The sequence below is a fragment of the Schinkia azotoformans LMG 9581 genome (assembly GCF_000307855.1).
GTDB classification, from domain to species: Bacteria; Bacillota; Bacilli; order Bacillales; family Bacillaceae_J; genus Schinkia; species Schinkia azotoformans.
In genome coordinates, this window is record NZ_AJLR01000116.1 from 1 (window position 1) to 15154 (window position 15154).

Consider the following 15154-nt stretch of genomic DNA (forward strand, 5'->3'; position numbering starts at 1 on the left):
CTGCCCGTCGCACAAAAAGGGACATAATTGTCCCCAATAGTTTTCTTATTCCTTTCCTCTCAACAAATTCGCTGCCTCTACTAAAATCTTCAATTTTTCGAACGCTTTTTCCTCTGAATTCATCGGACGTTGCGCAAATGTTCCAAAGCCACAGTCTGGATTTAGGAAAATCTTTTCTGCAGGAATATACTTTGATGCTTCGGTTACTCTAGCAACAATATCTTCCGGTGTTTCAATTTGTTGAATTCGCGGGTTCACTACACCAAGGCCGAGTTCCACATCTTTACCAGCCAACTGAGCTAATGTATTTAATTCACCTGCTCTTGGTGTTGCAAATTCAAGGATTAGTTGATCAATATCCATCTGTTTAAAATAAGGCATAACAGGATCGTACGGTCCGTGTAACAATGTTGTTTCGTCCGTACTCCAGTTGCCACGGCAGACATGGACGCCGATTTTTGTACCCCGGCCTCTCATCCCTTCTGTAACTTGATTAATTAAGCTTGTTGCAAATTTCAATTCTTCTTCGGCATCTGCTTTTGCCGTCAGTGCCCCACACATAAAGGTGCGGTTCGCATTTTTTTGAGTAAACACGATTTCGGTTAAAACTGGTTCATCCATTTGGATAAAGCAAGCACCTTCCGCGATTAATTCTTCAATTTCTTCCCGCAATACTTGAACGATATCAACAGCCAAGTCTTCCCTCGTCGGATAAACTTCTTGTGATAACCCTTCAATCCACATTGAACGAGATAGTAAATAAGGACCAGGTATCGCAACTTTTATCGGCTTTGATGTATGTTGTTTAAGAAAGTGAAGTTCATCAACCGCAAGGGGGTGGCGCCTTTTTATTTTTCCTACAGCTGCTGGGTTCGTTAACGAAAACGCAGGTACATCCAGCGTTCCCAATATTTCTTCAAAACTAGCTTTGTCTTCAACATAGTCTAATAGTTCAGATACAGTTAACATTTTTACATTTTCAATTTTTTCAGCGACAAACGAAATGAAGTTGTCCCGTCTTTGTTCACCATCTGACACAATATCGATTCCTGCATCTTCTTGGTATTTAAGACACTCTAAAACTGATTGATTAGCAATTTCATTAAACTGTTCTTCCGTTATTCTGCCTTCCCGCTTATCACGTAAACCTCTTAATACTTTGCGTTTTCTTGGCCAGCTTCCAACGACTGTAGTTGGGAACTTCGGTAAATTCATTATTAATGCACCTCAATTATCAATCTTAAATTTAGTATACGATTGAAAACTTAATATCTAAATCTACTTGATCTTTAAGTGTCTGATAAACAGGAGAACGCTCTAAAGTCTTTTCCCAAATTTGATAAAGTAAATCTTCATCACTTGGAGAAGAAACATAGACTGTTCCAGCTATTTTCGTAATCTTAGGACTGCCTATATCCTCAAGTTCCATATGATACAGGACATTTTCTAACTGTCCTTTTAACGTTACCTCGAATTCATCGATTGTAATATTATTCTTGGAAGCTAGCATTTTAAAACCAACAGTCAAACAAGAACCTAAAGAACTGATGAAAAAGTCAACAGCACTGGGCGCATCAACTTTAGGGCTAAACTCAGCAGGTTGACCAACTAAAAATGTATGGTTACGGGAATGTACTTTGGCTGTTAACCCTTTTTCACCTTGGATGCGCACTGTCCACTTATAACCTTTTGCTGCTTCAAGGTCAGCCTCCAATGAGCGCTCTTCTTTACCGTTTCCTTTTTTTACAAAATATCTTTTATAACCGCCTTCATCATCAGCCATCCCTAAAAACTCATGCTTCACCATTCGGCACCAAGCCGGGAGGTCACCTTCAACAGATGCCTCCCTGCTCCTTATTTCCAGAACTCCGCCAACCTCTAGCGGATCAATATTTTTCTTAATAATCAACAACAATCCGGAGCCACAGTCCAAATCTCCACCATCACAGATTGCATCAACTTGTGGAATAATCACTGACGCCACTCCTTAGTATGTAATACAAGCTGCACCATTAGCTAAAAATTCAACCAATGTTGCTCCTCCAACAATTTTTGCACCTTCAATTAATTTTCCGTCATCAAGTCCACGTTTCTTAAAGCAAGGTGAACATACCCAAATTGTACCACCTGCTTCTACAAATGAATCGATTAATTGCTTGATTGGCGCAAATCCTTCTTCATGAATATCATCGGCATAGCCTTGCTCAGCAAGATAAGCACCTTCTGAGTTTAAAAATACAACCGTTTCAACACCAGAAGCAACGGATGCATTCGCTACAACAAAACCTAACGTACATAAATCTGTATTATTTTTTGCATTTGTAATACTAACAGCTAGCTTTGACATTATAAATCTCTCCCTTTAGCATTTTTTAATATAAAAATTTGTGATTAATAAACCTTCTTCATTCATTACTAGTAGTTCGTGCCCTTGCATGCGACACCATGCTGGTACATCCTCAACTGCTCCAAGATCATAGGAGATCACTTTGATCACTTGGCCTTGATCCATTTTTTTCATCCTTAGAAATAACTTAACAATTAATTCTCCGCAGCTGTCTGGACCGGCATCATAAAGTTCGTCATATTGATAATTAATATAACTTATATTTATCACCTCTATAAGTTTTTATTATATATATATATTAAATTATAGTTTAGAGTCGTTTAAACTATCAATAGGGATTTCTTATTTATTGCTTATATATTACAAATTCATGAATTTTTGCATAATGTAATACAAAAAACCTCTCAAGGGCTCAACGAGAGGTTTTAACCTATATCATAATTATCAAATGTTTTAATTTTCCACTCCCCGTCTACCTTCTTTAATGTGCAAGCGAAACGATGGATTTCTCCTTTAGTATTCGTAATGGCGTAAAGAACGACAGCTTTATTTTCGTTTTCAGTTAATAATTGCGCACCGATAAATTTCTCAAAATACTTCGCACCCGCTGTATAAAGCTTTTTCATAATAAAATTCGGTCCTTTTGCAAAATAAGACCAGTCCGGCTGTTTAGTTTGAATCAGATTCTCAAAATATTCGGTTACTACTTTTTCAGGGCTCATAGGCTCACCTCTTAAAGCAGATTACTATAGTAAGATTTATACTGTTCTGTTCGGAATAATGACAGAAAAATAAAACATTATCAGACAAAAAACAAGCAATTCCCTTTCGTGATAATGCATCCACTCTATTGGCATACTAAGAAGTGATTTTTGCAATTTAGGAGGATGGTTGTGGCATATTCGTGGATTTCTCTATTGCCTTTTCTAATTGTTATTTCCATGTCCATTTGGTTAAAAGACATTTTACCGGGACTTGTTGTTGGACTTCTTGTTGGTTCAATTATGGTGGCATCTGATGTTTTAACCGGAACACAGCAATCTGTTTCCTACATTATAACTACATTGTCGGATGAAACGAATATTAAAATCGTCAGTTTCCTTTATTTATTTGGCGGCTTGGTTGGAATGATGAATATTTCTGGTGGGATTAAAGGCTTCTCAGAGTGGGTCGGGAGAAAAATTAAAACAGAACAAGGAATCCTCGGACTTATATGGCTTACACTTCCTTTTACATTCATGATGCCAATGTTTCGAATTATGATGATCGCTCCGATCATCAAATCCTTGATCAAAAAAATGAACTTATCAAAGCAAAAAGTCGGTATGACAATGGATATTTCGACGGAATCAACCATCGTTCTTTTACCGGTTGCGACCGCATTTGTTGGATTTATGGTTTCACTTGTGGAAGGTGGAATTCGCGACCTTGATTTAGGCATGTCAGCCTACGAGGTATTTTTATTAAGTATTTTATTTAATTTTTATGCGCTTATCATGTTAATCATTGGCATTATTCAAACATTTTGGCCTTCAAAGAAAAAGACTACTACATCTAAAAAACATGAAGATAACATTGAGGATGAGGAACACGAATTTCACAGGGCTTGTATAACTAAAGAACTATCATTAGTAAACGCTCAACCATGGCATTTAATTGTCCCTGTCTTTTTACTCCTAGCGTTATCCTTGTTTCTTTTATGGAAAAACGGGACAGATTTAGGGGCTAAAACGGTATTTGAAGCCTTTTCGATGGCCGATGCCACTTTTGTAATGCTGTTAGCAGTATTTATCACACTTATTTTCACATTTGTCTTTTATATTGTGCGGAAGCAAGCGTTAAACGAAATTTTGTATCATTTTTATGATGGCGGCAACCAAATGATGCAGGCGATCAGCATGCTGATCCTAATTTGGGCACTTACAATGTCTGCAGAAGATCTTGGCTTTTCAGCATTTGTCAGTTCAACATTGGGAGCCTTCTTACCGGCATATATGGTACCGGCCACGATTTTTCTAATCGGCTCTGTTGTCGGCTATTTTATTGGATCGTCATGGGGAACGTGGGGATTGTTTATGCCACTCGGGATTACGTTAGCGGTCTCCACTGATGCCTCCATCCCTTTAACAGTTGGAGCTGTTTTTGCTAGCGGAGCATTTGGAGCGTTAACCTCACCATTAGGCGACACGACGATAACAACCGCCTCCATTTTGGATATGGAACTTGTTGAGTATGCCCGATATAAACTCAAGCTATCTGCCATTGGAGGAGCCATTTCGGCAGTGTTGTATATTTTATGTGGTTTGTTTTTTGTTTAATAGATAAAAAAGAAGCAAGAGTGTTCGAAATGATTCTTGCTTCCTTCTTTATAAAGGTTTACGTAAAAGATATAGTATAAGGACCATCAAGATCCGGATGGCTAATTAAACGAATATATTTGGGTTCACAACGAATGACAATGTAATTTGGATCTTCTGGGCCAGTTAAATATTTTAGAAAATTTTCATGCCAAAGACGGTCCTTTAATTCTTTTTCATCGTGGATCGTTGCAACTGCAACGATATCGATAAACGGTTTTCCGAATCCACCGCCCAACAGAATATGTACTTTATTATTTTTTTCGATATCCTGTACTTTTTCAGTTAGTTTGCTTGAAATTGTATAGAGTATGAAGTCTTCCTCATCATTTCGAAAAATCATATAGCGGGCAAACGGCTGATCCCCTTTCATCGTACTTAACGTTCCCAACCGATGCTCACTCATAATTCGTTTTATTTCAGTTTTTATTTGTAGTTCATCCAAGATCCTAGCACCTCTTTTACTTTTTTCCTTCGACTATTTCTTTCAAGATTTTATACGAACTTTTTTGTTTTTCCGGATCAAAAATATAAGTTACAGCCATGATTTCATCCACATTGTATAGCTCTTGGAATTTCGTTATCTGTTCACGAACGGTATCTTTACTTCCTATTAATGAAATCCTAGTTCTTTCTAACTGCATTTGTTTTTCCAACGGACTCCATAGCTCCTCCATATTTTGGGTGGGCGGCATTAATGGAGCTTGCGTTCTCCTGACAATATTCAGTCCGAATTGGTGCATTGTTGTCGCTAAAAATTGAGCCTCTTCATCACTTTCAGCAGCAACGACATTCATACAAACCATCATATATGGTTTTTGTAAGTATTCTGATGGCTTAAAGCGGTTCCGATAGATGGAAATTGCTTCCTCCATGTAGGTTGGTGCAAAGTGTGACGCAAAGACATAGGGCAAGCCTAATCGTGCCGCTAAATAGGCAGAATCTGTCGAGGAACCAAGGATATAAATTGGAATGTTTGTATCTACCCCCGGATAAGCTTTTACTACACCCTGTTTTTCATCTGGTCCAAAATAGTTTAGTAAGGCCTGAACGTCCTCAGGGAATGTATAGACGGAATCATGCTGCGAGCGTCTTAAGGCATTCGCCGTCATCATATCTGTTCCAGGTGCCCGGCCAAGTCCAAGGTCCAGACGATTTGGATAGATTGTGGCCATCGTTCCAAATTGTTCAGCAACTACCAACGGTGAATGGTTTGGTAGCATAATTCCGCCTGAACCAACACGAATGTGTTCAGTATGCTCAAGAGTATGTTTAATTAAAATAGCTGTTGCAGAGCTTACAAGTCTTGATGTGTTATGGTGTTCGGCAATCCAAAAGCGTTCGTAGCCCATTTTTTCAGTTGCCCGGGCCAAATCAACCATTGCATCTATAGCATCCTTTGCATCCTCGCCCTGCCGCACCGGAACTAAACTTAAAACAGATACTGGTATAGTAATATTTGCCATTTTTATCGTGTTTCCTTTCCAATTTTCTATTACTTCTATTCATAATTTTATAGTAGCAATTTGTTGTTTTTCTAACAAACATAAAGGCTTATGCATACACTATTTTGATAAGATAAGGAGGCGAATTTAATATGGAAAGAATGTACGGACTAAATCCGAATTTTGGATTTCAACAAGGGCAGGGTGGTTTTAACCCAAGCAATGTTTATCATTATGGACAGGGCGGTTTTTATCCTGATCATGGGTATCATTATGGGCATGGCAGCTATTATCCTGGGTATGGGTTCCATCATGGGCATAGCGGCTATTATCCAGGTTACGGTTTCCATCATGGACACGGCAGTTATAATCCTGGGCAAGGGTTCCACCATGGACATGGCGGTTTTTATCCGAGATAAATATTTTCGTAAGCATAAACTCCAAAGTGACTTCCATCTATCTTGTGAAAGTCACTTTTTTATTTCAGTCTCAATTCCCATTCATTAAACTGGTACTTCCTGCTCCGTTTCTCATAAAAACAATCATCACACAAATTAAATCTGTATTTAAGCGGCAAGTCTTTCCCGCAGCTTTTACATACCTTCCTCGCCACTTGGATTCCAGATTTTAATTGATCATGGATTTTATCACTTATTTCTTCTCTGATTCTTTCCCAATATTGTGCTTCTGTTGCCCTTCCTAATTTGTATAAAAACAAAAGGTGCAGTCCAATCGATTTGTACGATAATTCAAGTTCTTCAAGCCCTGACTCTTTTATAATAGGATCAGGAATTTCTTCACCAGCGACGATTGCCTCAAGCTTTTGTTTCCACTGCACCCTAAGAGTTGGCTCATTTGTTGAAAAAGGCAAATGTAAAAATCCATACAAGTCTGTAAGAGAAAGCTTGGCTTCCACGATCGTACCTTCGATCATTTCATAAAGCAGCTTTTCTTCAGACAATGGCGATTTTTTCGTGCCTTCCGGGATTTTAAATTTATCCCATAGGTAAAAAAATAAACCTAGATGCCGTGAATATTTTTGAAATTTTTCCAAAACACCCGTTGTTGGAGCAATCGCAAAGCCGTGCAGTGCTTGATCTTCTTGTTCTAATAACCGCCCCATTGTCTTTGGATCACTATAAAAGGCAACTTTTCCAACATCATAAATCCCTTTTCGACCTGCACGGCCTGCAATCTGCTTGACTTCTTGGGATGTTAACCGCCTTCTTCTTGTCCCGTCGAATTTTTCGTTTTCCAAGAAAACAATTCGCCTTATCGGTAGATTTAATCCCATACCAATCGCATCTGTTGCCACAATAACAGTCGTTTCACCATTTAGAAATCGCTGCATTTGTTTCTTTCTAGTCTCGGGAGGCATACTGCCGTAAATCATACTTACTTTCCGTTTACCTCTTTGTAGTTCTGATGCCGTTTCAAGAACTTGTCTCCTTGAAAAACAGACAAGTGCGTCTCCTTTTCGAGTATCGTTTAGACGAAACAAATGTTGTTCCACTTCAAGTGGTATATCCCTTCTATATTCAAAAACATCGACATCGGATTCTCCAAGCAAATCTAAAATCATCGATTTAGCATTAAAACTACAGATGATATGAACTTCCTTTGCTTTGGCTTTTGTTATTGCTTTATACCAAGAAAATCCTCGGTCTTTATCTGCAAGCATTTGAGCCTCATCAATGACAACCACATCATAATAATCTTTCTCATGAAACATCTCGACCGTACAGGAAAAGTGTGTGGCATCTGTTACCACTTTCTCTTCTTCCCCCGTTTTTAAGGAACAAGGTACACCTTCTTCATTCAGTTTGTCATATATTTCAAATGCAAGTAGGCGGAGCGGGGCTAAATAAATTCCACTTTTAGCTGCCTTCATATTTTCAATTGCTTGAAAAGTTTTACCCGTATTCGTTTCGCCAACATGGAGTATATACTGGATATTCCGGCTTGGGGGTGGACTGTATTCCATACCGAAAATATCTTCAATCATTCTTTTTTCTTCTTCTTTTCTCCGTTCTTCCTCTTCTTTTTGCCGTTGTCTTTTTTCCTGTTCTTCGATCTCTTTTCGTTTTCGTTCCATTATATCTTGGTTAAAAATCTCGCGATGCTTCTCAAGATCAAACGGAATATCAATCAGTTTGATAAGATCAGTCATCAATTCATTTAACAAATCCTCGAAAATTTCATAGCTAAGATCAGCAAGAGGTTCAAAAGAGACTTCCTTTAAAATATCGATGGAAAGTGGTTTTCCAAATGATTCTTTATATTCATCAAATAAATTTGAAGGTAGATGATTTTTAAGCCAATTAGGACCGAAATCAAATAAATAGGTCGAGATCAATCGTTCATATTTTTCTGTTATTTCTTCAACAAATCGATAATTGTAATAGGCTGACTCTTGCTCATCGTATAAATAAGACGAAAACGTAACATCCTCCATTGGTTGGATTACCCCTTGCTTTTCAATCTCTATCGCAAGCTGACTGCCAAGTAAAAATCGGATGTATAGATAAAACTCTTCATAATATTCACCCAACAGCTGTTCAATATGGTATTCAAGCTTCAAAAATAATTTTCTTTTTGATTCTCGTTCTATTTGAATAGCCTTTTTACATAAATGAGATTCCCTAACTTTCTTATATCGCTGTACCCACACTTCCTTTTGAATTAAAAATTTCGTATCGAGCCAACAAATTACATCAAAAGACTCTTCTTCACGAATTTCATTTCGAAACATCTGATTAATTAATTTTCGTTTTACGCCCTCAACATCAAATCCTTTGGAAGTAAGGTATGATACTTTTTCGTTAATAGAAGCATGACTTGAGGTTGCATTAAGCCATGCGTTCAACCAAATCTGACCAATAAATTGGCCCCTTTCTCGAATATATTGTTCATAGGAAGGAATGTCTTCTTTCGTCTCAAGATATTTATCGATATCATCCATGACCATGGTTTTTGCCCGTTCGACTGCTTTTGAATAATAATCAGCCAAAATACCGTTCATTTTGTATCTAGCTCCTTTACAGATCGCTTGTTTGCTTTATTTTATCATTTTATGTATAGCATTAGTTTCCCTCAAAAAACAAAAAAGTTCCCTCGAATCTAGGGAACTTTTTTAAAAATCATATTGAAATACATTAATTAGAAATACGATTTTGGTTCGATTTTAGATTTAAAATATTGATAGCAAATAATATTACGCCAAGAACAATAAGCAACGATCCAATTATGGTCACAATTGTTAAACCTGGGTTTCCTGTTACTAGAACAATAAACAATGCGCCTTGCATAAGTGGTAAGCCGATATTATGCAGCCAAAAATGGGCTTTGGCTAATCTTGTTTGTGCTGCACTTGGAAAAATACAGTAAATAATTCCGAAAAGAGCCATAGAAACCCAACCTAAAAGATTAAAATGTGCGTGTACAGAAGTTAGTGTGAAGTTATGAATAATTCCCATTACAAGTCCAATTAGGACAGCAATCGTAAAATATACAACGGAGATTTTAAGGAAACGTAATCCCATGATTACACCTCCTTTCATCAGCAAAATGTATTGCACTATTATTATAGTTTTTTTATTTTCAAAATATTCTTATTATCTAATCATTACAAAGGTTTTTTTAGTTAGGTAGCTACTGCTATCATTTTGATATCACTTCTATATCCTATTGCTATCATATGATACACTCAACAAAAACTTACAATTTTTGATAGACTCACAACTCACTAACTCGAATTCTTTTATTTTCCCCGACAATATGTCAGTTCCTGCGCTTACCCAGGAAATCCACTAACAAAATAAAAAAATTGACCCACGCACATATAAAGCGTAGGTCTAGTTCTTGTCTTAAGTTATTTACTTATGCTTCAACAATTTCTTTTTGTTGATATACTTCTTCTTCGAACTCACCGGTGATTCTGCTTGTTAAAATACCAGTCGTCATTCCGCCGCTTACATTTAATGCTGTACGGCCCATATCAATTAATGGTTCAACAGAGATTAACAATCCAACAATTTCAATTGGAAGACCCATTACTGATAATACAATCAAAGATGCAAATGTTGCACCACCACCGACACCGGCAACACCAAAGGAACTAATCATAACGACTAAAATCAATGAAAGAATGAATGATGGATTCAATGGATCAATACCTACTGTCGGTGCTACCATAACTGCAAGCATTGCAGGATAGATCCCTGCACATCCATTTTGACCGATTGTTAAACTAAATGGGCCTGCGAAATTAGCAATTCCTTCTGAAACCCCAAAATCTTTTGTTTGGCTTTTAATATTTAACGGCAGTGTTCCTGCACTTGAGCGTGAGGTAAAAGCAAAAGTTAGAGTTGGCATTGCTTTTTTCAGATAAAGAACTGGGCTTAATTTTGCCATTGATAGCATGATTAAATGAACGATAAACATTAAAATTAACGCTACATAAGAGGCAATAACAAATGTTCCAAGGTTAACGATCGCTTCATAATTACTTGTCGCAGCTACTTTTGTAATCAACGCTAAAATTCCATATGGAGTTAAGCGGAGAACTAATGTAACCACTCTCATGATGATTGCATACAACGAATTTATAATTTTCGCAAATAATTCAGCTTCCTCCGGTTGTTTCCGTTTTATACCAAGGGATGCAACGCCAATGAAGGCAGCAAAAATAACGACAGCGATTGTTGAAGTAGGACGAGCTCCTGTCAAATCTGCAAATGGATTGTTTGGAATCATTTGTAGAATTTGCTGCGGGATTGTCATACCTTCAACCTGAATAACTCTATCTACAAGTTCAGCATTACGGCTTGCTTCAGCGTCACCTTCTGTCAACTGAATCCCATCAAGACCAAAGCCGATTGTTGAACCAATCCCTATAGCTGCTGAAATTCCAGTTGTAAATAATAAAAGTCCAATTACAAGGAAACTGATTTTCCCTAGATTCTTAGTAATTTTTAATCTTGTAAAGGCTCCAACAATGGAGATGAAAACTAGCGGCATTACGACCATTTGTAGTAATTTAACATAGCCGCTCCCAACAATACTCAACCAATCAATCGTTTTAGAAATGACGTCGGAATCCGCCCCATAAATCACGTGAAGGACATATCCAAAGACAATACCTAATCCCAAACCTGTAAACACACGTTTAGAAAAAGAAATATGCTTTTTTTGCATAATAATTAATACACCAATCAACAAAAGAAAAACAATTACATTAACAATGATAAGTCCGTTATTCATCTTAATTCTCCTTTTTGAAAATAAAACAATTTAATATTTTATTATATTCGTATACTCGAAAATATTACTCTATTAAAACCAAGTTGTCAAATAAGGATTATCAGATTTAATCAAAAAAATCACATCACTTATTATAATATGTGATGTGATAAGATACCATAGATAAATTTCTTTAAAATTCCTCATATACAGCTGGATCTTGGTTATTAATTCTGCCATCAGGTCGGCTTAATTCTGAAATTATCTTCATTTCTGTCTCGTCTAAGCTGAAGTCAAATATAGATATATTTTCTAACTGGCGTTCCAGTGAAGCGGATTTTGGAATGGAAATAGCGCCAAGTTGATAATGCCAGCGTAAAACAATTTGAACAATCGTCTTATTATGCTGTACGGCAATTTTTTGAAGCGTATCAATTTGCAATTCTTTAAATCCTCTTGTTAATGGACTCCACGATTGGGTTGCAATGTTTTTCTCTTCGTGGTACTTTCTTTGTTCCGCTTGGTTAAAGAACGGATGTAATTCAATTTGATTAATACTCGGCTTTACGCCTGTTTCTTTTTCTAAACGCTCGATATGTTCACGTAGGAAATTACAAACCCCAATCGAACGGATTAACCCCTTCTCTTTGGCATCAATTAGTGTTTGCCATGCTTCTACATACAGGTCTTGCTTTGGATTAGGCCAATGAATTAGATATAAATCATAATAATCTAAATTTGCGCGGTATAAAGATTCTTCGATTGTAATAACAGCCTTCTCATAAGATTGATAGCGTCCGGGTAATTTAGATGTTATTCTTAATTGTTCTCTTGGAACCGAGCAACGCCTAACAGCCTCCCCTACTGTACCTTCGTTCTCATAGTTGTAGGCGGAATCAATTAAACGATAGCCAATATCAATAGCATTATTAATAGCATATGCCCCTTCATTACCTTTAAGTAAATATGTACCCAAACCCATAACAGGTATTGTTAATCCATCATGAAGTGTAATCTCCGGAATTGCATTTCTCACAACCTACCACTCCTCTCCCGTATTATTTTAAGATTACCATAATTTTATATAAATGACATTTTTATTCACTCGGTGTTTTCTTCTACTGCCCCAACTAATTTATGTAAAAAAGAAAAAATTAAGCCATAAGCTTCCCCAATTGTCATATCTTCTTTAAAGCCAGATACATAATTAAAAGTAAAATTCAAATCCCACAAGCCATCATCACCGTTAAACATTAGATCAAATGGCGCCTCTTCCGTTTCTAACTGTTTTTTTAGTTGTTCCTTTATTTTGGATGCATACTTCTTTGGAAATTTTAGACCTAACATCACATCATAGGTGCCAAAAGCATTATCAACCTCAAAAGAAACAGAGTCAGTCCTAACTTTATCAAACGATTTTGATTCAACAAACAGAAACTCATTTTTGTGTTTTTTAAAGTATCCAATCGTTTGTTTTAAAAATTCTGTCGTTTCTTTTGCTAGAACCTCTTCCGTTTCTTTATCAATGCGTTCAATATAAGCATCATCAAAACTTAATAATGAATTCATTTCCGATACCTCCCTCATTCACTCTTACAATGTTATCTTCAGTTTACCCATTTAGCTCAAGACATACAGGACAATGATCACTCCCCATGATTTCTGTATGAATTTGTGAATCGATAATCGAGCTACTTAATCCTTTTGACAGAATAAAATAATCAATTCTCCACCCGATATTTCTTTCCCTTACCTTATTCATGTATGACCACCAGGAATACACATCTCCTTTATCTGGGTATAGATATCTAAAACTATCGACAAACCCGGAATCAAGCAATCTTGTCATTTTTTCGCGTTCTTCATCTGTAAAACCGGAGTTCCCTCTATTAGTTTTATAATTTTTCAGATCAATTTCTTGATGGGCAACATTTAAATCCCCACATAAAATCACCGGCTTAACTTTGTCCAATTCTAATAAATAGTTACGTATATTGTCTTCCCATTCCAACCGGTAGCTTAGTCTTGCCAAATCCCGTTGTGAATTGGGGGTATATACATTAACAAGATAAAACGACGGAAACTCTAATGTGATCGCTCTGCCTTCATGGTCTTCCATATGTTCTCCCAATCCGTACGAAACTGAGATCGGTTTTATTTTTGTGAAAACGGCTGTCCCTGAATACCCTTTTTTAGCAGCGTAATTCCAGTACTGATTGTAGTTTTCAAGGTTTAAATCTATTTGTCCTTCCTGCAATTTAGTTTCTTGAACACAAAAAATATCCGCGCCCATTTCGTGAAAATAATCAAGAAATCCCTTTTGGACACAGGCCCGAAGACCGTTTACATTCCATGATATAAGCTTCATAATTGTTTCTCCAACTCCTTTAAATCCGTAACAATATCTATTTTATTGTAAATATTAATAGTATGTACGTCCACAAATTGTCCAAAATATCAATATGAAATAGATGAAAAGGATGTTTTTTATGAAAGGCAATTTGATTGTGTTTTTCTTTTGTTTATATTTTTGTCCATTAATCATACATGCTGAAATTGTAGAAACTGACGAAGTTTATACCTACGAATCATTAACAGAAGATTTACTTGAACTTTCAAAACTGCATCCTAATTTAATAACATACAAATCATTAACAACAACCCCCTATGGAAGAGAAATTTGGGCGGTGAAGATTGGTCATGGGAAGCCAACAGTATTAATACATGGCGCCCACCATGCCCGTGAATGGATGACAAGCACTCTATTGATGAAAATGATTGAGACATATGCTGATTCGTATAAAAAAGATAAAAAAGTGGGAGGGTACGAATCAAACATTTTAGAAGAAGCATCGATTTGGTTCGTGCCGATGGTGAATCCGGATGGTGTTACATTACAGCAAATGGGCCTATTCGCTTTTCCAAGCTCCATCCACCCAAGTCTTGTTAAGATGAATAAAGGCTCGCTGAATTTTATAAGATGGAAGGCAAATCTTAATGGGATTGATCTCAATCGTCAATATCCTGCCAATTGGGAAAATTTAAAAGGTGTTAGTAATAAGCCTAGTTATCAATTTTACAAGGGGACCAGCCCATTGGAAGCAATTGAGGTAAAGGCTTTAGTTGATTTTACATATGAAATCAAACCTGAAATTGCCGTTAGTTATCACTCGTCCGGCAATATGCTATTTTGGGGATTTTACGAGTGGGGTCTGACACATACAACAAATTTTGCAATTGACTATTTCAAAATTGCTGAAAAAGTTGCTGATATGACTAGGTACAAGTTAGAAGTACCTAAATCCTTTCAGCAAGGCGGAGGTTATACAGATTGGTTTATTGAGGAATTTGAAAAAACAGCATTTACGGTGGAAATTGGTTCATTGATTGAAGATAGCAGCCTCCCTCTCGATTCCTTCCCTTTGATTTGGGAAAGAAACAAAGCGATAGGATTATTCTTGGCAAAAAGGGCGATAGAAAAATTCACATATGACCGTAATAACATTATGTTAACTAACGGAAATGCCAAATCACAAACTCACAATTTGTCTGACACGATTTTATAACTTTATTACAATTTTGTATTTGACATAAATTTGTAAATTATTTATAATTTCCTTAATATTTATAACCATAATAGCGCTGAAATATTTAAAATATCAATAGAAGGTGATGTGAAATAAGGTGAATCCTTTTATTCTCGCGGTTGTCATGATTTTAGGAATTCATGTGGGGCTTAATTTGGACAACATCCTAAACAAGTT

16 protein-coding genes are annotated in these 15154 nt (G+C 36.6%); 3 read left to right on the forward strand and 13 right to left on the reverse strand.

Annotated elements, in window-relative coordinates; all coding sequences use genetic code 11:
* Positions 1-45 precede the first annotated feature (45 nt).
* The 5 genes from BAZO_RS12700 to BAZO_RS12720 all read right to left on the reverse strand — a co-directional run bounded on the left by BAZO_RS12700 (position 46) and on the right by BAZO_RS12720 (position 3069).
* Positions 46-1215: a cobalamin-independent methionine synthase II family protein gene (locus BAZO_RS12700; protein ID WP_003331971.1), complete on the reverse strand. Its 1170-nt coding sequence runs from the start codon at positions 1213-1215 to the stop codon at positions 46-48.
* A gap of 31 nt (positions 1216-1246) precedes the next feature.
* A complete protein-coding gene (locus BAZO_RS12705; RefSeq protein WP_003331972.1) occupies positions 1247-1975 on the reverse strand; it encodes a sulfurtransferase TusA family protein in 729 nt (242 codons plus the stop codon).
* A 12-nt stretch (positions 1976-1987) separates the two neighbouring features.
* On the reverse strand, positions 1988-2347 hold the full coding sequence (locus tag BAZO_RS12710) for a DsrE family protein (protein ID WP_003331973.1): 360 nt from the start codon (positions 2345-2347) through the stop codon (positions 1988-1990).
* 15 nt (positions 2348-2362) lie between these two features.
* Positions 2363-2617 (reverse strand): sulfurtransferase TusA family protein, encoded by a 255-nt coding sequence (locus BAZO_RS23220; RefSeq protein ID WP_267880047.1) that lies wholly within the window; start codon positions 2615-2617, stop codon positions 2363-2365.
* A 155-nt stretch (positions 2618-2772) separates the two neighbouring features.
* The gene (locus BAZO_RS12720) at positions 2773-3069 is read right to left on the reverse strand and encodes a hypothetical protein (RefSeq protein WP_003331975.1); all 297 of its coding nucleotides are present in this window, start codon (positions 3067-3069) and stop codon (positions 2773-2775) included.
* Between the two features lie 165 nt (positions 3070-3234).
* Between BAZO_RS12720 and BAZO_RS12725 the strand changes: the two genes are divergently transcribed.
* The gene (locus BAZO_RS12725) at positions 3235-4665 is read left to right on the forward strand and encodes a Na+/H+ antiporter NhaC family protein (protein ID WP_411844570.1); all 1431 of its coding nucleotides are present in this window, start codon (positions 3235-3237) and stop codon (positions 4663-4665) included.
* A gap of 58 nt (positions 4666-4723) precedes the next feature.
* Here the strand turns inward: BAZO_RS12725 and BAZO_RS12730 are convergent, their stop codons facing one another.
* Both BAZO_RS12730 and BAZO_RS12735 read right to left on the reverse strand, forming a co-directional pair.
* Complete coding sequence (locus BAZO_RS12730; protein WP_003331977.1) at positions 4724-5149, reverse strand: pyridoxamine 5'-phosphate oxidase family protein; 426 nt, start codon at positions 5147-5149, stop codon at positions 4724-4726.
* 16 nt (positions 5150-5165) lie between these two features.
* The gene (locus tag BAZO_RS12735) at positions 5166-6170 is read right to left on the reverse strand and encodes an LLM class flavin-dependent oxidoreductase (protein ID WP_003331978.1); all 1005 of its coding nucleotides are present in this window, start codon (positions 6168-6170) and stop codon (positions 5166-5168) included.
* A 131-nt stretch (positions 6171-6301) separates the two neighbouring features.
* Here BAZO_RS12735 and BAZO_RS12740 point away from each other — a divergent pair, with 131 nt between their 5' ends.
* A complete protein-coding gene (locus BAZO_RS12740; RefSeq protein ID WP_003331979.1) occupies positions 6302-6568 on the forward strand; it encodes a hypothetical protein in 267 nt (88 codons plus the stop codon).
* Positions 6569-6627: 59 nt separating this feature from the next.
* Here BAZO_RS12740 and BAZO_RS12745 read toward each other — a convergent pair whose 3' ends face one another.
* The 6 genes from BAZO_RS12745 to BAZO_RS12770 form a co-directional block, all read right to left on the reverse strand.
* Positions 6628-9171, reverse strand: a complete 2544-nt coding sequence (locus BAZO_RS12745; protein ID WP_003331980.1) for a helicase-related protein — start codon at positions 9169-9171, stop codon at positions 6628-6630.
* A 133-nt stretch (positions 9172-9304) separates the two neighbouring features.
* Positions 9305-9691 carry a heme-copper oxidase family protein gene (locus tag BAZO_RS12750; protein ID WP_003331981.1) on the reverse strand — a complete coding sequence of 129 codons (387 nt, stop codon included), beginning with the start codon at positions 9689-9691 and terminating at the stop codon, positions 9305-9307.
* A gap of 337 nt (positions 9692-10028) precedes the next feature.
* Positions 10029-11411 (reverse strand): L-cystine transporter, encoded by a 1383-nt coding sequence (locus BAZO_RS12755; RefSeq protein ID WP_003331983.1) that lies wholly within the window; start codon positions 11409-11411, stop codon positions 10029-10031.
* A 172-nt stretch (positions 11412-11583) separates the two neighbouring features.
* Positions 11584-12426, reverse strand: coding sequence for an aldo/keto reductase (locus BAZO_RS12760; RefSeq protein ID WP_003331984.1), 843 nt, complete (start codon positions 12424-12426; stop codon positions 11584-11586).
* A gap of 65 nt (positions 12427-12491) precedes the next feature.
* Positions 12492-12959 carry a hypothetical protein gene (locus BAZO_RS12765; protein ID WP_003331985.1) on the reverse strand — a complete coding sequence of 156 codons (468 nt, stop codon included), beginning with the start codon at positions 12957-12959 and terminating at the stop codon, positions 12492-12494.
* A gap of 43 nt (positions 12960-13002) precedes the next feature.
* Positions 13003-13758, reverse strand: a complete 756-nt coding sequence (locus BAZO_RS12770; protein ID WP_003331986.1) for an exodeoxyribonuclease III — start codon at positions 13756-13758, stop codon at positions 13003-13005.
* A 121-nt stretch (positions 13759-13879) separates the two neighbouring features.
* Here BAZO_RS12770 and BAZO_RS12775 point away from each other — a divergent pair, with 121 nt between their 5' ends.
* Positions 13880-14956 carry a M14 family zinc carboxypeptidase gene (locus BAZO_RS12775; RefSeq protein ID WP_003331987.1) on the forward strand — a complete coding sequence of 359 codons (1077 nt, stop codon included), beginning with the start codon at positions 13880-13882 and terminating at the stop codon, positions 14954-14956.
* Positions 14957-15154: the final 198 nt, after the last annotated feature.